Annotated in this window: 17 protein-coding genes; 11 read left to right on the top strand and 6 right to left on the bottom strand. The window is 40.8% G+C overall.

Going from position 1 to position 18,946, the window contains the following annotated elements; translation table 11 throughout:
- Nucleotides 1-18: 18 nt before the first annotated feature.
- The 10 genes from SYN7509_RS0202795 (at nucleotide 19) to dndE (ending at nucleotide 10,128) form a co-directional block, all read left to right on the top strand.
- Nucleotides 19-1,341 carry a pentapeptide repeat-containing protein gene (locus SYN7509_RS0202795; protein WP_028954059.1) on the top strand — a complete coding sequence of 441 codons (1,323 nt, stop codon included), beginning with the start codon at nucleotides 19-21 and terminating at the stop codon, nucleotides 1,339-1,341.
- A gap of 98 nt (nucleotides 1,342-1,439) precedes the next feature.
- Nucleotides 1,440-2,126, top strand: a complete 687-nt coding sequence (locus tag SYN7509_RS0202790; RefSeq protein WP_009634309.1) for a TVP38/TMEM64 family protein — start codon at nucleotides 1,440-1,442, stop codon at nucleotides 2,124-2,126.
- Between the two features lie 15 nt (nucleotides 2,127-2,141).
- Nucleotides 2,142-3,095, top strand: a complete 954-nt coding sequence (locus SYN7509_RS0202785) for a glycosyltransferase family 2 protein (protein ID WP_009634308.1) — start codon at nucleotides 2,142-2,144, stop codon at nucleotides 3,093-3,095.
- Nucleotides 3,096-3,181: 86 nt separating this feature from the next.
- The gene (locus SYN7509_RS0202780; protein WP_009634307.1) at nucleotides 3,182-3,379 is read left to right on the top strand and encodes a hypothetical protein; all 198 of its coding nucleotides are present in this window, start codon (nucleotides 3,182-3,184) and stop codon (nucleotides 3,377-3,379) included.
- Nucleotides 3,380-3,475: 96 nt separating this feature from the next.
- Entirely contained in the window at nucleotides 3,476-3,937 is a 462-nt protein-coding gene (locus SYN7509_RS0202775) for a DNA phosphorothioation-associated protein 4 (RefSeq protein WP_009634306.1), read from the top strand.
- Between the two features lie 17 nt (nucleotides 3,938-3,954).
- Nucleotides 3,955-4,509, top strand: a complete 555-nt coding sequence (locus tag SYN7509_RS0202770) for a GIY-YIG nuclease family protein (RefSeq protein ID WP_009634305.1) — start codon at nucleotides 3,955-3,957, stop codon at nucleotides 4,507-4,509.
- A 9-nt stretch (nucleotides 4,510-4,518) separates the two neighbouring features.
- Nucleotides 4,519-6,135: a ParB N-terminal domain-containing protein gene (locus SYN7509_RS0202765; RefSeq protein ID WP_009634304.1), complete on the top strand. Its 1,617-nt coding sequence runs from the start codon at nucleotides 4,519-4,521 to the stop codon at nucleotides 6,133-6,135.
- A gap of 52 nt (nucleotides 6,136-6,187) precedes the next feature.
- A complete protein-coding gene (gene dndC, locus SYN7509_RS0202760; RefSeq protein ID WP_009634303.1) occupies nucleotides 6,188-7,780 on the top strand; it encodes a DNA phosphorothioation system sulfurtransferase DndC in 1,593 nt (530 codons plus the stop codon).
- A complete protein-coding gene (dndD, locus tag SYN7509_RS0202755; RefSeq protein ID WP_009634302.1) occupies nucleotides 7,767-9,788 on the top strand; it encodes a DNA sulfur modification protein DndD in 2,022 nt (673 codons plus the stop codon). Before dndC ends, dndD begins: the two co-directional genes overlap by 14 nt.
- A complete protein-coding gene (gene dndE / locus SYN7509_RS0202750) occupies nucleotides 9,745-10,128 on the top strand; it encodes a DNA sulfur modification protein DndE (protein WP_009634301.1) in 384 nt (127 codons plus the stop codon). Before dndD ends, dndE begins: the two co-directional genes overlap by 44 nt.
- A gap of 155 nt (nucleotides 10,129-10,283) precedes the next feature.
- Here the strand turns inward: dndE and recG are convergent, their stop codons facing one another.
- From recG to SYN7509_RS0202725, 5 genes are all read right to left on the bottom strand, one after another.
- Nucleotides 10,284-12,752 carry an ATP-dependent DNA helicase RecG gene (gene recG, locus SYN7509_RS0202745; RefSeq protein WP_009634300.1) on the bottom strand — a complete coding sequence of 823 codons (2,469 nt, stop codon included), beginning with the start codon at nucleotides 12,750-12,752 and terminating at the stop codon, nucleotides 10,284-10,286.
- 19 nt (nucleotides 12,753-12,771) lie between these two features.
- Nucleotides 12,772-13,551, bottom strand: a complete 780-nt coding sequence (locus SYN7509_RS0202740) for a hypothetical protein (RefSeq protein ID WP_009634299.1) — start codon at nucleotides 13,549-13,551, stop codon at nucleotides 12,772-12,774.
- A gap of 131 nt (nucleotides 13,552-13,682) precedes the next feature.
- Complete coding sequence (tsf, locus tag SYN7509_RS0202735; RefSeq protein WP_009634298.1) at nucleotides 13,683-14,342, bottom strand: translation elongation factor Ts; 660 nt, start codon at nucleotides 14,340-14,342, stop codon at nucleotides 13,683-13,685.
- A 180-nt stretch (nucleotides 14,343-14,522) separates the two neighbouring features.
- Nucleotides 14,523-15,308 (bottom strand): 30S ribosomal protein S2, encoded by a 786-nt coding sequence (gene rpsB, locus SYN7509_RS0202730; protein ID WP_009634297.1) that lies wholly within the window; start codon nucleotides 15,306-15,308, stop codon nucleotides 14,523-14,525.
- 103 nt (nucleotides 15,309-15,411) lie between these two features.
- Nucleotides 15,412-16,347 (bottom strand): glycosyltransferase family 2 protein, encoded by a 936-nt coding sequence (locus SYN7509_RS0202725; RefSeq protein WP_009634296.1) that lies wholly within the window; start codon nucleotides 16,345-16,347, stop codon nucleotides 15,412-15,414.
- 166 nt (nucleotides 16,348-16,513) lie between these two features.
- On the opposite strand from SYN7509_RS0202725, the gene SYN7509_RS0202720 reads away from it, so the two are divergent.
- Nucleotides 16,514-17,713 carry an argininosuccinate synthase gene (locus SYN7509_RS0202720; RefSeq protein WP_009634295.1) on the top strand — a complete coding sequence of 400 codons (1,200 nt, stop codon included), beginning with the start codon at nucleotides 16,514-16,516 and terminating at the stop codon, nucleotides 17,711-17,713.
- Nucleotides 17,714-17,747: 34 nt separating this feature from the next.
- Here the strand turns inward: SYN7509_RS0202720 and SYN7509_RS0202715 are convergent, their stop codons facing one another.
- On the bottom strand, nucleotides 17,748-18,383 hold the full coding sequence (locus SYN7509_RS0202715; RefSeq protein ID WP_009634294.1) for a DedA family protein: 636 nt from the start codon (nucleotides 18,381-18,383) through the stop codon (nucleotides 17,748-17,750).
- Nucleotides 18,384-18,946 lie beyond the last annotated feature (563 nt).

Below are 18,946 nucleotides of genomic sequence, written 5' to 3'. Positions count from 1 at the left end.
CACTGTCAAAATAAAAGCATGACTATTGATTCAAATTCCTCTTTGCCTAACCCAGAACCGCCAAACGATGATCGCCATGGTCGAGATTTGGGCATTAGTACCGCAGACTTGGCAACACAACAAGCTTTAGCTGCTTTGTCATCCTTGCAATCACCGCAAAATCTAGCGGCTTTATCTCAATCTCGTTCAACTAACCAGGACTTGGCAAAGTTTCGCACGGGTAGCCCAAGAGCGCTAGTTGTAACTTTAATTGCGATTACTTTAGTAATTATTGGCGTAGCTTTAAATAACTTTCTCATTGGTATTGCGGGAACGCTACTAGCTTTGTTGCTGTCGGGAGCGGTGATTTTACCTTGGTTGCAAGCGGTAGTTAGCGAGATGGTATCGCCACAAGAGCGATCGCTATTTGTGGCTTTTTTGGGCGCTGCTGCTGCCGTTGTGGGATTATTTAACTTCACAGGTATCAGTAACCAAGTTTACGCCTGGGGTGAACAAATTAACTGGGATGCTTCGGGGACATTAGCCGAGTGGTTTGGCGCTTTGGGACAAATTTTAATTGCTGTAATAGCAGTTTATGTAGCTTGGCGACAATATGTAATTTCTAAAGACTTGACTATTCAGCAAAATTTGCTAACTGTCCAACAAAACTTAATTACCCAGCAGCAAACCATTGATGCTTATTTTCAAGGGGTATCTGACTTGGTATTAGACGAACAAGGGTTATTGGAAGATTGGCCCCAAGAAAGAGCGATCGCCGAAGGACGTACCGCAGCGATATTTAGTAGTGTTGATGGCAGTGGTAAAGCCAAAATTATTCGGTTTTTGTCCCGCTCCAAATTGCTTACACCGTTGCAGCGCGATTCACGTTTAGGTAGAGCTATTTTGAACGGCAATGGTGGTTACGCAGAAGATCGCCTTTACGGGGTGCGAGTAATTGATTTAGGCGTAATGCTGGCTGGGGCGGATCTATCTAATACTGATTTACGGTGGACAGACCTGAGTGAGGCTAACTTAGTTCGCGCTAACTTAAGTAAATGCGATTTGGTCAAAACTAACCTAGCTCGAACTATTTTATATGATGCTAAATTAATTGCCGCCGATTTCAAAGGCACTCGCTTATTTTACGGTACGGCAGAAGTAGCTAGTCCCCGCAGCCGCACACAAGAGCCTAATTACCAAACTGGAGAGTACACCGGAGCGGTAGTTGAAAATGCTGATTTTAGCGATGTACAAAGGATGTCTGAATCGGTGCGTTGTTACTGCTGTACATGGGGTGGAGAAAAAACTAGAGCCACAATTCCTGGGGGATGCGAGGGCATTATTAATAAATTAGAAAACTAAAGCCGTTGCTAAATGATTTTACTCAAAATCAATGCTTTAGTTATATATCTTTGTTATAGTTTTGTCCGCAGTAAGTATTGCAGTATCAGAGGTCGAAAATGAAAATAGGTATGTTACTACTGACAATTCTTTGTATTTTAGCTACGGGTGGAGCAATTTATTTACTTGGGGGCATAGACAGCGCTCAAATTGCAGTTTGGTTAGAGGCGGTAGGTATTTGGTCGCCATTTATTTATATTGCGTTGTATGTGGTTGCAACGGTATTAGTTTTACCCTCAACCGTCCTTAATCTTACGGGTGGGGCAGTTTTTGGGGCTGTATGGGGAACTTTGTGGACTAGCTTGGCGGCAATTATTGCGGCAATTGTTGCTTTTACGTTTACTCGCACAGTAGGTAGAGAAACTATAGCTAAAAGACTTTCTGGACGCTGGCAAGCTATGGATGCAGAAGTGCGCCAGGGTGGGCTATTTTATATGTTTGCTATCCGGTTAGTACCAATTATGCCCTACGGTTTAGTTAACTTTGCGGCGGGATTAACATCAATCAGTTTCAAAGATTATGTTTTGGGAACAACCATTGGTACAGTTCCTAGTGTTTTACCGTTCGTACTCTTGGGTAGTTCGGGGTTAAAGGCATTGAATACGGGGGATGTTTTACCTTTAGTAGGAGCGTTAGCACTTACAGGTATTCTGGTAGGAGGGTCTACGTGGTATCGTCGTCGAACTTTACTTAATAAAGCAGCAAAGGCTTTACATAAATCCGAAGAACTTGGTAATCAAGACTAAATAGAACGCTAAATTATGTCTCCTAAATATTCTTTTATCATCCCAATTTATAACGAAGAAGAAACGATTTCTGAGATGTATCGCCGGATGAGTGCGGTAATGGATCGAATGGATGGAATAGTAGAATTAATTTTAATTAATGATGGTAGCCGCGATCGCTCTTTGCAATTACTACGAGATTTACACAATAAAGATTCCCGCGTTTGCTATCTAAGTTTGGCGCGTAATTTTGGACACCAAATTGCAGTAACGGCGGGTTTAAACTTTGCTACAGGTCAACTTGTCGTTATCTTAGACGCAGACTTACAAGACCCTCCCGAACTTATCCCCGATATGGTAGAAAAGTGGAAGCAAGGTTATCAAGTAGTTTACGCCCAACGCACCCAACGCCGTCAAGAAGGTTGGTTTAAACGTTTTACGGCTTACAGTTTTTATCGGTTGCTTAAAAAGCTTGCAGATGTAGATATTCCCACAGATACGGGGGATTTTTGCTTATTAGATCGAAAGGTTGTAGAAGTGTTAAATGCAATGCCAGAACGCAACCGTTATATTAGAGGCTTGCGATCGTGGATTGGTTTTCGGCAAACTGCAATCCGATTTGAGCGCGATCCTCGGTTTGCAGGGGAAGTTAAGTATACTTTCCGTAAATCTTTAGCTTTAGCCATTAACGGATTAGTATCTTTTTCTACAGTGCCTTTGCGTATATCTACTTATGTAGGTTTGTTAGCTGCGATCGCATCTATTTTAATGGCTTTATTAGTTTTATATTGGCGGATTTTTGTCCCCAATTCACCGTTAACGGGCTTCACAATAGTTTTAATGGCAACATTTTTTCTTGGTGCGGTGCAGCTAGTTTCGATTGGAATTTTGGGCGAATATATTGGGCGGATTTACGAAGAAGTTAAGGGTAGACCGTTGTATACTTTAGCGGAAGTTGGCGGCTTTGTGCGTCAGGAAACCAAAGTTTAGGGGCTTTGGGATAATAAGCCTGTAAGCGCAGTTAAACTAGGGTTTAGGGGGTGAGTGCGACTCTAGCCGATTAGTAAAGGGTATTCATGCAAAGTAAAGATATTGAGAACCAAGATATTGTAAAAACTACCGATGCAAATAGCGATCGCTTTGTAGATAAAAGCAAGAAACAACTGCTAACTAGCGATTTGAGATGGACAGCAGCAGAAATGGCAGAGACATATTATCGGTTGATAGCATTTAAAGACGATTGGGACGCGCCCGGAATGGAAGCTTATGATTAACCCTTTGACAAGTTATACTAGCGTGCTTTTGGAAGATAAGCGATCGCACACTATCTTAATTTATCAGCACAAGTTTACCAAATAGATATTAAAACTATGGCTTTAAACAGAATTAAAATTGCTAAAGACAAAGCTACTTTAGTAAAACTATTAATAGCGTCAGATAATAGTGCGACTAACTGCTTCAATACTTATGCCGATTTAATTGTGTTTGCAGCCGCATTAGGAGCAAAACGAAAGAAGCGAGTACCATTAAAAGAAATATCAAAAGGAGATCCAGATCCAATTCCGCAAGAGCATTTTATTAGCAAGGGTTATGAGTTTATAATAAAGCTGATAGCAATCTCTGAATCTCACGATAAAGAAATTTTAGATAATAGTGAAGATTGTGATAACGAACGCATTAATATTTTTGAGGAATATGCCAACGGTGGACTTGAAGTTTTACAAGAGGAGTTGCGCGGCTCAGTAGATCACCTAGAAAGAGTTTTATTGTTTTTAAGCTTTGAGAAAAATCAACCATTAAAAACTGAGTTTGACTTGAGTAGATTTATATAAATATCATTAAAATAGTAATGCAAGAAACAATACATGAAGAATTTTTTAGTAACTTTTTAGTAGCTACAGCTACCATCTCAGCCCTGTACGATATACCTAGCAAACCAGGTATATATGCTTTTTATCATGCCTTTGACTTCTCAGAAGATTATTTGCTTGAAAGTATAAATAAGCGTGTTGGTAATACTGTATTTAATACACTTTTCTTAGAAGACAAAACAGGAACAAAGTTCACTATAGATTTATGTGGAGAACCAGTTGTTTTATCAGACACTATGACTAAATTTATTAGCAATGTATCTCTACCAAAAGATAGGCGTACTCTTAGAAAACTGCTTTTAACTTGTAGTATTCTACAAACTCCAGATTATATTGGGTATGCTACTAATCTGCAAAAACGATTTATGCAACACTTAGAAAGCGATAATGGATTTTTTGCAAGGTATGGACAGACAAGACCTCAAAATGAGTTTTTATTTATATGCTTTCCTTGTCATGAAAACATAGCTAGAGAACTAGAAAGCCTACTAATTCAGCTTTGCCAGCCTAAATTTAATACACAAAGAAGCTAAATAAACATAATGATGGAATTAGACAATCAATCACCAGAAATTATTGAATACAAAGCAATTACAGGGACTTTTGGGGAAGTACGTTACTTTTTAACAACCCTTGACCATAATGATGCAGCAGAAAATATTAGATTTGCGCGTGACCTTCAAGGAAAATGGGGATTTTCTGAAAGAGTCCAACGCCAACTAGATGATAAAAGAGCAGAAACAGAGTTATTCACATACTTGGCTAAAAGTGGGATCAGATTTTTTAATTCTTTAGTTGTCGTTTTGCTGCCTAGTTCTGATGAGCAGAGAGAATTTTGGGATTTTTCTAATGTGATAAGTCAGGGAAGAGAAATTGAGAAGTGGGTCAATTTAAAATTATATAAAGGTGTCTCTAGAGTTGTTATTGATGGACAACATCGTTTATTGTCACTAAAAAAATATTGGAATATACATATAGGTACAAAGACTCTTTCGGCTGAAGAGTTAGCTGAAAATTGTAAATGTGAGGAATCTTTTGATATCCCAGTTGTATATTTAGTTTTTGGGAATATTGGTAGAGTTGGATATTCTCAAGAAACTGATTCAATACGTGATGACGTAATAAAAGCCACAAGAAATATATTTACTGTAATAAACAATACTGCGAAACGCATTGACCGTCAAACTCAACTTTTGCTGGATGATACAAAAATTTCTGCTTTGATACCTAGAAAACTTTTAGAAGAAGATGTCCTAGAGGATAAAATTGTAAAATGGTCATCCAGTTCTACAAACTTATCACAATCAGATCCTTATCTAACTACACTGGATTTAATTAGCAAATGTACTGAAGAACTGCTAATTAACAGTAAAAATGAAGCTTTAAAGAAAACCTTTAATTCCCACATTGAAAGAGAGAAAGCACTAGAAAAATACTACGAATCTCATCCTTTATTTGATGGAATGGGGACTAAACATATTTTTAAATGGTTTTTCTACGAGCTACAACCATTCAAAGACTGGATGAACCATTTTGAGCATTCATATATAAATGTAATTTTACAACCAGAGCAGACTAAATTAACTACTAGCCAAAAAGAGCAAATTAAGAACTTAAGGCAATCTAATGTTCTTTATACTGTTTTAGGTCAGCGTATTTTATTTTTTGCCATCTCAAGATTTTTAATGAGAATCAAACCAGAACAACGTATTTCTGCAACATTAAATCAAATAACTGATAGTGTACTAAAGATGCACGACAGTGGCTTTTTTGATAGGAATGCATCCCACTGGAAAAATGTTATTGTGCAGCCAAATGATAAGCTCACAATGATTACAACAGGTTCAGGGGGAGAGAAATGCATAGAGCTTCTTAGAATGATATTTTTTAATAAACCTGACGGTGTACGTGAATTAATAGAAAAAACTCGTGAAGATGTAGATAGTGAAGTAGATTGGACAGTAGGCAAAATTGCTGAGTGGAGAAAAAGTTTTCATGTAGAATTGCCTGAAGTAAAAATCGATGAAGATAATATTACTCAAGAGGATTTTAGTGATGTTAATAAAGAAGATGTATCAACAATTAACAATCACAATTATTTAAGAGATGAGAGCTTGGAAGATGGAAGAATGTATGATGAAAATGACAATGAAGATTAACTGATTAAAACAATCTCTCTGTAAAACTCCTTGTTTTAGCAGGGAAAGAAAAATGACTAGAATACAAGAGCCAGAAAACACACCTCAAGCTCAACGCACTGCTACTGAGCTACTAAAAGACGTAGAAAATATTACGGCTGAAATACAACAACTGTACTGCTTAGATACAATTCCCTGGATTATAGGCTACTCTGGGGGAAAAGACAGCACTACAGTCTTGCAACTTGTCTGGAATGCGATCGCAGCACTCTCCGCAGAGAAACAAAATAAGATAGTTTATGTTATTACAACAGATACTCTGGTAGAAAATCCTATAGTATCTGCATGGGTAGGTAATTCATTAAAACTTATGCGTGCTGCTGCTCAAGAACAGAAGCTACCTATAGAACCTCATTTACTTCATCCTGCAATTAAAGATACGTTTTGGGTAAGTTTGATGGGTAAAGGATATCCTGCACCCCGCAATAGGTTTCGCTGGTGTACAGAACGCCTAAAAATACATCCTTCCAACTCTTTTATTCGGGATATGATTCGGGCTAGTGGCGAGGTAATTCTGGTTTTGGGGACTCGTAAAGCTGAGAGTATCAAACGAGCCTCAACAATGGAAAAACATAGGGCGGGCAAGGTAGGGGAGAGAATTATCTCTAATTCTAGCGTCCGTGACTCAAATTTATATGAAAATCCTAGCCTACCTAACTCATTAATTTACAGCCCTATAGAAGACTGGCGTAATGATGAAGTGTGGCTTTACCTCAATCAGTATGAAAACCCTTGGGGACAAAGTAATAAAGACTTATTTGCCATGTATCGGGGTGCTACAGAAGATAATGAATGTCCTTTAGTCGTCGATACTTCTACCCCTAGCTGTGGAAGTTCTCGTTTTGGGTGCTGGGTTTGCACAATGGTTAGTAAAGATAAGTCAATGGAGGCAATGATTCAAAATGATGAAGAAAAAGAATGGATGCAGCCTTTACTAGATATACGCAATGAACTAGATGTAGAAAACGATCGCGATCGCCGTGATTTTCGCCGTCTAACTGGTAATGTACAATTATTTGAGCGTAATATCGACGGTGAAATATCTGTTGAACCCATACCAGGCCCTTATACTAAGGAGTGGCGGGAAACTTGGCTTAGAAAGCTACTTGCAGCCCAAACGCAAATTCGCCGCACTGCACCGGAAGCAATGCGCGATATTACTCTAATTACGGCGGAAGAACTTAGCGAAATTAGACGCATTTGGCTAGAAGAAAAACACGAGTTTGATGATAGCTTACCGCGCATCTATCAAGAAGTAACAGGGGAAATTTTCCGAGATCCGCGTCCTGGGGCTGATAATAGTCTTTTAGGTGCAGATGAATGGGCGGTATTAGAAGAACTCTGTCAGGGCGATGCTATGCACCTAGAATTGATGGCAAAATTGCTTGATACAGAACGCCAATATCGGACAATGACAAGTCGTACAGGTATCTATAGTAAATTAGAAAAGTGCTTTGAAACAAGTTCTAGATCCCCGACAGATGCGATCGCTAATGCCCATTATAAGCGCGACTTAAAAACTGCGGCAGGCGATGGGAATGTAGAAACTGTTAAACAATTAACTTGGGCAGATTTAAAGTTTCAGGCAAAAAATGATATTTCTTGAACTTGTATTACAAAACTTTGGTCCTTATTGTGGCAGACAAGTATTAAATCTGCGTCCCGATGACCGAGATTCACCGCCAATTATTTTATTAGGTGGAATGAATGGCGGTGGCAAAACAACGCTAATGGATGCTATTCGGCTTGCGCTTTACGGACATCGGGCGCAATGTTCTACTCGCAATAATTTGGGATATAGCGAGTTTTTAAATCAATCAGTTAATCGCCATACACCCCCTGGCGATCAAACTCGCATTGAGTTAACTTTTGAACATATTTTAAACAACGTTCAAGTAGAGTTTAAAATTGAAAGAGTTTGGACGAAAAACTCTAAAAGTGGCAAAGATACTTTAGGCGTTTCTATTGATAATAGAGGAGACACAGCCCTTACTCAAATTTGGGACGAACGCATCGAAGATTTGCTACCTTTAGGCATTTCTAACTTGTTTCTTTTTGATGGAGAACAAGTAAAAGAGTTAGCCGAACAAGAAACGCCTACTGTTGACGTTACTAATGCGATAAAAACCCTTTTGGGATTAGAATTAGCCGAGCGTTTAGCAAACGATATTGATATTTTAGTTAATCGCAAACGTAAAGCTTTAGCGGATACTAAGGACTTGGCAAGTTTAGAAGTAATTGAAAAAAAACTAACTTTGCAAAAAGATAAGTTTGAAGCAGCAAAAGAGCAGTTGGGAATAGCTCAAAAAGGTATAGAAAAAGCTCAAAAACATCACGATGAAACCTCAGAAAAGTTCTTGTCGGAAGGAGGGAAAATCGCCAAAAACCGCAGCCAGCTAGAAATACAGCTAAGTTATGGGAATGATGCGATCGCAAACCAACGCAAAGATTTAGCCGAAGTAGCGGCGGATGTTCTACCATTAGCTTTAATTTCAAACCTTTTAAATCAAGCGCAAACCCAAGCACAGAAAGAATCTAAGCATTTACAAGCAAAAATTGCTCAAGATGTTGTAAAAGCTAGAGATAATCGTTTTCTAAGTTGTATTGAAACTCTTGCATTATTACCAGAACAAGTCGAGCAAATAAACCTTTTCATTGCTGAAGAAAACAAAGCTTTAGAGCAAGATATTAACTTAACTGAAAACCTCTACTTAGCTATAGATTCCGAAACGAACAATCAATTAAATAACAATATTGAACGTGACTTACCAAGCCAGATAAAGAAAGCTAAAGAGCAGTTACTTAACTTAAAAAACAAAGAAGAAGAAACAACCGCTATTGAAAGACAATTAGCTGCCGCCGCCGCGCCAGAAACTTACGAAAAACTCGCCGATGCTGTCAAAGTTTCTCAATCGCAATTAGTACAAGCAAAATCTAATTACGAAACTACTAGAAAAAGCTGTGAAGAATTAGGTAGATTAGTTGACAAAACTATTAAAGAACTATCACAGTTTGGCGAACAAAATATTGACCGCAAAAACGATGAACATATTATCAAAGCATCGGCAAAAGTTCAAAATACTCTTAAGCTATTTCGGGAAAAACTCACATTACGCAAACTAAACCAACTAGAAACTGTAGTTACAGAATGCTTCCTTTATCTACTACACAAATCAGATTTAGTACATAGAATTGCCATTGATGCTCATACTTTTACCTTATCTTTGTACGATTATTCAGGAAAACCCGTACTCAAACATCGCTTATCGGCGGGAGAAAAACAGTTACTGGCGATCGCATTTTTGTGGGGATTAGCCCGTGTATCTGGGCGCAACTTACCTGTAGCCATTGATACGCCGTTAGGTAGATTAGATTCATCTCACCGCAACAACCTAATAGAGCGTTACTTTCCCAACGCCAGCCACCAAGTAATATTATTATCTACTGATACAGAGATTGGGCAGACAGAATTACAGCAGTTGCGGGATAATAAAGCGATCGCCCGTGAATATATCCTAAAATACTCTCCCAGCACCCGACAAACCACCATAGAACCTGGCTACTTTAGTGATGGAAGCACCTCTAAACCGAATCCAACTCTCACAAACTGCTAAAGATCAACTGACCAAACTCAAACGCAGCACCAAAATAGAACAATGGAATATTCTTTGTAGGTGGGCGTTTTGTCGTTCTTTAGCCGAACCAACAATTCCCTCACCCGTCCCCATACCCGCCGATAGCAACGTAGAAATGACTTGGCGAGTATTTGGCGGCGAAATGTCCGATATCCTGCTTATTGCCCTCAAACAGCGCTGCTACAACGACAATTTAGGCACAGACAAAGAAACCTTAGCAACTCAATTTCGCCTGCATCTCCATCGTGGAATTGGTTATTTAGCAGGAGATCCCAATATAAAAAAGATAGAAGATTTGGTATTATTGGCGATCTCCTAAACAAATAACTTACAAAAGAGCGTTTACCAAAAACTTGCGTACCTACAGATAAGACCCTTTTGCAGGGGGTTTGGGGGAGGCAACTCGTCCCCCAATGGGGGGTTTGGGGGGCAGACCCCCCATATTCGGTTTTTCTTAAAGTAAGCTAGTTACGGCTAAGTCAAAATCGCCCCACCCATCAACCTTTGATAACGATACTCCAACTCCTTCCGCATCAACGACCAACGAACTAACAAAGGATCTTTTTCAATCACCTTTTCCGCCGCTTGCCTAGCTAATTCCAAAACTTCCCGATCTTCTACTAAACTTGCTAAAGTAAAATCTGCGACCCCCGATTGACGAGTTCCAATAACTTCCCCCGGCCCGCGAAACCGCATATCCATCTCAGAGATAAAAAAGCCATCTTGGGACTGTTCCAAAACTTGCAACCGTTGACGCGCCGTTTCCGTCTTGGTACTACTCATCAATAAACAATAAGATTGCGCCGCACCCCGTCCCACTCGTCCCCGCAACTGGTGCAACTGAGACAAACCAAAACGCTCGGCATTTTCAATCAACATTACCGTAGCATTGGGGACATCAACCCCAACCTCAATTACCGTCGTCGAAACAATAATTTGTGTCTGATTATCCCGAAACGCAGTCAACGCTGCATCTTTATCCGCCGAACTCATCCGACCGTGTAGCAATCCTACTTGAAACTGGGGAAAAACACTCTCCTGCAACCGTTGATGCTCCTCAACCGCCGCTCTAACATCTAATTTTTCCGATTCTTCCACCAAAGGCAAAACAATATAAGCTTGTCTCCCTTGAGCAACTTCGCGGCTAATTAAATCGTAGGCGTTGGCGCGTTCTTTCCCCGTCAAAGCTGTAGTATGAATCTTTTGCCGTCCGGGGGGCAATTCATCAATCTGGCTGACATCCAAATCGCCGTGTAGAGTCAGCGCCAAAGAGCGGGGAATCGGGGTTGCAGTCATAGTTAAAACATGGGGCGCTTCTCCTTTTTGTTGCAACGCCGCTCTTTGTCCCACCCCAAAACGGTGTTGTTCGTCAATGACTACTAAACCCAACCTTTGAAAATTTACCGGGTCTTGAATTAAAGCATGAGTGCCTACAAGTAGCGGCAATTCGGCGGTTTCTAACTGCGCGTGAATTTGTCGCCGTTTAGCAGCTTTAGTAGAACCCGTGAGCAATTCTACAGGCAAATGTAGCAAATTGAGCCAACTAACTAATTTACGATAATGTTGCTCTGCCAAAACTTCTGTAGGAGCCATCAAAGCCGCTTGGTAGCCCGATTGAATCGCCGCAAGAATTGCAACAACGGCAACAACGGTTTTTCCCGAACCTACATCCCCTTGAATTAAACGATTCATGGGAGAAGATTTTTGTAAATCGTTGAGAACATCGTTAATTACCCGCGATTGAGCGCCCGTCATTTTAAAAGGCAATACTTCGTAAAACTGCTCAATTAACTGCCCAGTCCGAGCAATAATAGCGCTAGTTTGAATTTGTTTGGCTTTGTATTGACGTTGCAGTAAACCTAGTTGTAGGTAGAAAAATTCATCAAAAACCAAACGCCGCCTAGCAACAGCTAAAGCAGTGTCATCGGCAGGAAAATGAATATTTGCGATCGCATTACTCAACTTATCTAATTCGTAATGCTTGCGTAAAGCCGCAGGTAAGGGATCTTTCAATAAACTCGCACTAGGTAAAGCCGCAATTACTGCTTGTCTTACCATATCTGCACTTACGCCCTCAGTTAGCGCGTATATCGGCACTACCCGCCCAATAGTTAGCGAATCAATCCCATCTCCTGGACTCGCCAAAACTTCTAATTCTAGGTCGTCTAAAGTTACGCCATACTTATTTTTCTTCACTAATCCTGAAGCGGCGACCGTTGCCTCTACTGGATAGTGACGTTTTTGCTGTTCTTGCCAACCGCGATTAGAATAACGACTACCAGCAAAAAAGCGATTGAGTTTAATTTGTCCGGTATTGTCTTTTAAAATTACTTCTAAAATCGTTAGTTTGGGATTACGAGGACTGTTAAAGCAACTGCAACGATGAACTCTACCGACAATTGTTACCGTTTCTCCCTCCTCTAATTCCCGAATATTGACTTGACGAGCATAATCAATATGGTCGCGGGGATAGTAAAATAGCACGTCTCGCACGGTATTTAAACCCAAACGAGTTAAATAACTTGCTTTCCTAGCTCCCACTTCTGGCAAGCTAGTTAGAGATTGGTCGAGAGTTGGTATAAGGCGTTCATTTATTTCCGCCACTAAGGGAATGGTTTTTGCCAACTTCACCTTGGGCGTGTAAGGTTGCTCCTCAGTGGGTGCGGGAGATTGAAAAGTAGTATAAATATATCGGCGAGTAGCAGCTACTAAACTTTGTCGTTCCTCAAGAGTTAGTTGGGGATAGTTGGCAAATTCTACCGCCATTGCTTGCCATCTTTGGCGCTCCTCAAAAGGTAGTCCATCCGGCGATTTGCCAAAGCTGAGACTCAAAAACTCACTAAAACGGTACTGTTTCCCCATCAGGTCAACAAAGCCCCTTTCTGCCTCTACAGCCAAGGCTTTTTGTAAGCGCAACCAATCGGGTGAATCAGTGATATACATTGATGTTTAAAATTTAAAACTAGGATTCAAACCAACTTCCCCGCCATGCGGATTCCGCCTCGGCTACATCTTTTTCGCGCTGCTTTTTTTGATATTCGCGCTCCAGCTTACCTACTTTTCCCGATAAATTGCGAAGTTGGTTGCGCTTTGCTCTAACTGTACTATCTGCAAATTCAATATCTATTAGTCGCAGGTGAATAGCAACAATCTGGGTAACGTTAGATTCTTGGGCTTCGTTATCACTATCGGTTTCTATTAATAAGTTTAGTAGATTGGGCAATCCTGTGATAACTTCCGGCGTATCGTCGGGGGAACTTGTAGCCGCTTCTAGCAAGGGAGCAAGAGGTAGGTTATTGGGTAAAATTTGCGCCTCTTGTAGGACGCTATTTGTTTGACTAGAGAGAGTTTTTAAGGTTTGGGCGATCGCATTTTCTACCTGAAACTGCCACTTTATCAACTCCACCGGGTTAGAAAAGCTAATTGGCGTTGCTTCTTCCTCTGCCAAAAAAGAAAACTCTAAAGGATGTTCTGTTTGAGTATGCTTTAACAACTGTTCGGCGGCTTTTTGGGTCAACTTAAGGATATCTTGCTGCAATTGCTGCCTTTTATTAAAGCTTAAGCTCACAAACTGTTTTGGGTAGCCCTGAGTACACACATGATAGCTTGCCAACATTAGCTGTTTTGTCACCCCTTGCCCCAAAGACGTAAGATAACTAATATAAGCATTTTCAAGTTCAATAGCGATCGCTTTTACCGTTGCTTCTAGCGCCGCAATATCTCGATTTATTTGTTCAACCATAACTACCACAGCGCCAAGCTAAACGTAGGTACATTTGTACCTTCTTTATTTTAAAATAAGCCTTCAAAATAAAGACAGGTCAGCCTTAATTAGTGCTTGACCTGTCTTAATCACCGAGCAATTAGCCTAAGTTAGTTTTTACCCATTTGCGCGGCTACTTCATCAGCAAAATTGCTTTCTTGCTTTTCAATCCCTTCACCCAATACAAACCGAGCAAAGCGACGGATTTTGATATTTTCACCTAAAGTCGCAATACTCTGTTTTACCAATTCCTCTACGGTAATACTTTGATCGCGGATAAAGGGTTGATCCATCAAAGTCATCTCTTTCAGGCGTTTTTCAATTCGACCAAAGACGATTTTTTCTTTAATATTGGCTGGCTTATTACCCAAATCATCCTTACCCATCTCAATTTCTTTTTCTTTTTCTGAAATTTCGGCGGGAATGTCTGCGACCGAAACATACTCCACATTAGGGCAAGCTGCTACTTGCTTGGCGATGTCTTGTACCAGCTTTTTAAACGCATCTCCACGCGCTACAAAGTCCGTCTCGCAGTTTACTTCTACAAGTACGCCAACTCTACCACCTGTGTGAATGTAGCTGTCTACTAAGCCTTCCGCCGCTACTCTTGTACCTTTATTCGCCGCCGAAGCCATGCCTTTTTTCCGCAACCAGTCCATTGCTTGGGTGAGGTCGCCGTCAGTTTCTTTTAGCGCTTTTTTACAGTCCATCATCCCCGCGCCAGTTTTTTCGCGCAGTTGTTTGACAGCTTGTGCAGATATGTCCGCCATCTTGCCTTAATCCCTACTTGAATTACAGTTATCTTTGCGCTACAAGTGCTTTAAGACAAACCGATAATTTGCCCTAAAACACTTATCCAAATCATTCAAAACTTAATTTTGCTGTTAACTCCCTAAATCCCTAGGGTTTGAAACATTAAATTAAGGATTTTGAATTTTTTTTCCAGGAAACTATGTTCCAGTGTCTTCGTCGTCAGGAGGCAACGAATCTGTATATCCGCTCTCCTCATCCTCGAAGTCTTCTGCGCCGTCGTAGTCTCCATCTTCTGGGACTTGACCGTGATGACCTTCGTAAATTGCATCGGCTAACTTACCTACTATCAACTTAATTGAGCGAATAGCATCATCATTAGCGGGAATGGGAACATCTACGACATCAGGATCGCAGTTTGTATCTAACATTGATACAATCTCAATTCCTAGTTTTTGGCATTCTTGAACGGCGTTGTATTCCCGGCGTTGGTCTACAATTACTACGATATCGGGAATTTTCCGCATAGTTTTAATACCACCAAGGTATTTTTGCAGCTTAGTCATTTCCCGGCGCAGCATAGAAGCTTCTTTCTTGGGCAACAAATCTAATGCCCCCGTTTCTTCCCGGCGTTCCAAATCTTTCAACCGTTCGGCGCGGGTTTTGATTGTTGCCCAGTTGGTCAACATTCCACCCAACCAACGCTGGTTAATGTAGTGAGCGCCGCAACGAGTAGCTTCTTGGGCAATAATCCCGGCAGCTTGGCGCTTAGTACCAACAAATAGAAACTTTTTCCCTTGCTCTGCGGCTGTCCGCATATAGTTGTATGCGTCGTCCATCAACTGGGCTGTTTGCACCAAGTCAATGATATGTACGCCATTGCGAGACGTATAAATGTAACGATCCATTTTTGGATTCCACCGCCGGGTTTGATGCCCGAAGTGAACTCCCGACTCCATCATTTGAGCCAATGAAACTACTGGCATATTTTTTGCTCCTATTCGGGTTAATCCTCCATCCAGGCGTATTTCTAACTAAGAAACACCCGAAAAAACTGGATGTGTGAGTTTAGACAACCCTTCTAGTATATCACGAACTAGAAGCTTGACGCATTTGATCGTAGGCAGCATAAACACCCCGAACGTTATACCAGTTAAGAAAAATCCTGGCAATTTCTAGCGCTAATTGGGGTTTATTTTGGTTAATTAGCCATTGTAAAAAGGGAGCCATTGTCTTTTCATTTAGCAGCCCATTTACCGACAGAATGCCCCACAAAAGCCGATGTAACGCTGTCATTTGTATCATCATCCGCACATCCCAAGTAGGGTGTTTTTGATAAAATAATACTCCCATCCGTCCCCGTTGAATTTCTTTATCAATCAAGTTAGGAATTTGCGCCAAAGCAAAGGGAGGATGCCAGTGATAGCCTACAGCATCAGGACACTTGATTAATTTTAAGTCTAATTTTTTTAGTCTTACACCAAGTTCTAAGTCTTCCCAGCCGTAAAGTTGAAAGCGCGTATCAAATAAACCCGCTTTATCTAGCCAGTGACGAGCAATCGCTACATTTCCGGTAGCAAAATAAGCTGCCGAAAAATCTGTAAGTTTGTAAGGTTCAGAAGTAGGAGAATCAAAGTTACAAGTATTGATTACCCGTCCGTAAGTAAAAACGCGATCGCTTCCCGCTTCCTGTAGCGCCTTTGCGTGAGCCTTCAAGAAGGTTTCCGTGACAACTAGATCGCTATCAATAAAAATAATTGTATCCCCTGTAGCCTTCTCTACGCCGAGATTACGTGCCGCCGCCGGCCCTTGGTGGTCTTGCAAGTAAGCTTTTACATGAGGAAAATCCGCCGTCGCCGATTTTAACCATTCTAAAGTGCCATCCGTTGAGCCATCATCTACAAGCACAATTTCATAGCCACTAATCGCACTCTCCGCCGGAATATCTTGTTTTTCTAAAGCTTTAAGACACTTTTGTAAAATTGGCAAGCGATCGTAAGTTGGAATAACAACACTAAAAAACACTCGTCACCCCCTAATTAATCCCACTTACTTCCAGTATGTCACTTGAGAAACCGCGCCTAGTTGGTTTAATTTATCCATTACTACAAATTTGTACCATTGCTAACTGTGAATAGGGCGTAATTAGTTAGATAATATTGACTCGTTGTTTTGTGGGAAGTAAAAATTAATGGGTCGTGCTAAAAAAGTTGTATTGGCATATTCGGGCGGAGTAGATACTTCCGTCTGTATTCCTTACCTTAAAAAAGAATGGGGCGTTGAAGAAGTGATTACCCTAGCCGCAGATTTAGGACAGGGAGATGAATTAGAGCCAGTCCGGGAAAAAGCGCTAAAATCCGGTGCAAGCGAGTCTTTAGTTATTGATGCAACAGAAAATTTTGTTAAAGACTACGCCTTTGCGGCTTTACAAGCAAACGCCTTGTACGAAAATCGCTATCCTCTTTCCACCGCTTTAGCTCGTCCTTTAATCGCTAAACTCCTGGTAGATGCAGCCAAAGAATACGGCGCGGATGCGGTAGCTCATGGTTGTACTGGAAAAGGTAACGATCAAGTTCGTTTTGATGTTTCCATCGCCGCTCTCAATCCCAATCTCAAAGTTTTAGCACCAGCGCGGGAATGGGGAATGAGCAGGGAAGAAACGATAGCCTATGGGGAAAAGTTTGGCATTCCTTCCCCGGTAAAAAAATCTTCTCCTTACAGTATCGATCGCAATTTATTAGGGCGTAGTATTGAAGCTGGGCCCCTAGAAGATCCTAGCTACGAGCCATTGGAAGAAATTTACTTAATGACCCGTGCGATCGCTGATACCCCAAATGAGCCAGAATATGTAGAGATTGGCTTCGAGCGTGGTATTCCCACCGCTTTAAACGGACAAAAGGTTGCTCCAGTAGAGCTAATTAAGCAGCTAAACGAGCTTGTTGGTACTCACGGAGTCGGACGCATCGACATGGTGGAAAACCGATTAGTTGGGATTAAATCGCGGGAAATTTACGAAGTTCCAGCGCTACTTGTTTTAATTCAGGCGCATCGAGACTTAGAAAGCTTGACTTTAACTGCTGATGTTACCCATTACAAACGCGGTATTGAGGAAACTTACAGCCAAATTATTTATAACGGACTGTGGTATAGCCCTTTAAAAGCTGCTTTAGATGCTTTTGTCCAAAAAACCCAAGAGCGAGTAACTGGAAGCGTCCGCATCAAGTTATTTAAGGGTAATGCCACAATTGTCGGACGCTCCTCTGCTCAATCGCTATATACCCCCGATTTAGCCACCTATGGAGCCGATGACAAGTTCGATCATAAAGCCGCCGAAGGCTTTATCTATGTTTGGGGACTACCAACGCGAATTTGGTCGCAGCAAAACTCCTAAGTAGCAACAGATAGGGGCGTAATACCTTGCGCCTCTATTCTCCACTTTTTAACTCTTTGTTAGTTTTACGAGCTTCTAGCCAAGGCGGAATAAATAGCCAAGAAATTACTAACCCAAAAGCTACTAGAGTAAATTGACCTACCCAAGCAATTAATTGTTCTAAAGCAATAACTCGCCCGACAAAAAACGCTAAAGTAACCATTACTGAAGCCCAGGCGATCGCACCCACAAGGTTATACAAAAAAAACTGTCCAAAAGGCATCTGGGCAATTCCCGCTAGTAATCCCGAAAAAACTCTCAGTAAGGCAATAAATCGCCCAAAAAACACCGCTTTCCCGGCATTTTCAGTAAACTGAGCTTTAATTTCTTCTAACTTAGTTTCCGGGATACGCAATAACTTACCGAGTTTGAGCATAAAAGTCCATCCCGCATACCTCCCTATCCAGTAACCACAAGTACCACCAATTACCGCCCCCAAAATAGCGCTACTCAAAACAAACCAGTAGTTTAATTGACCGCTACCTGCTAAAAACCCTCCTACTAGGGTTACGGTTTCGCCAGGGAGAGGAATACCGAGATTTTCTAGTAGTATTCCCCCAAAAACTGCCCAATAACCATAGTGTTGAGCAATTGCTTGGATTGTCTCTAATGAGAGGAATTCAGCCGACATTCATTTGCTGCCTTTACAAAGTAAAACTATTCTTTATCTTGGCGCGATTGGATCGAGGGTGTCAAACTTAAATTGTCTCTAGAGGGCGATCGTGCGGTGGCGCTCAATTCTTTTTCTAAGTAAATATACGGGCATGAACTCCCTGCAAAACTCCTGAAATTGTCTATAACACTCGTTTTTGGAGTCTTTTCTCCCTAGAAATATGCAATTTAAGGAAGATAGGGCTGGTTGGCTTTACAAAAACTTTACAAAAGCGACTCAGAGGGATAAAGATTCAATAAATACCTTGGAAAGTACTGAACTTTTTTAACAGGTATGTTTACATAAAGGTAATTGAGACAGAGGATTGTAAGTTTTTACAGTTATCTTGTCTGAATTTTTTAAAAAAGATCGCTCTATTCTATTTAGCTGTAAAAATATATTTTGACAGCAACACAAATTATTTTTGTAGTTCTGTTAATCTTTGATACACAAAGAATAGAAAGTTTGATTTTATCTTATAAGTTGATAAAAAAATGGTTATTGATTCGTTAGTTACCAACAAGTTAGTTTACAGTTCAATC

The organism is Synechocystis sp. PCC 7509, from assembly GCF_000332075.2.
Taxonomy (GTDB): domain Bacteria; phylum Cyanobacteriota; class Cyanobacteriia; order Cyanobacteriales; family Chroococcidiopsidaceae; genus Aliterella.
This window is presented reverse-complemented; position numbering and strand designations above follow the sequence as displayed.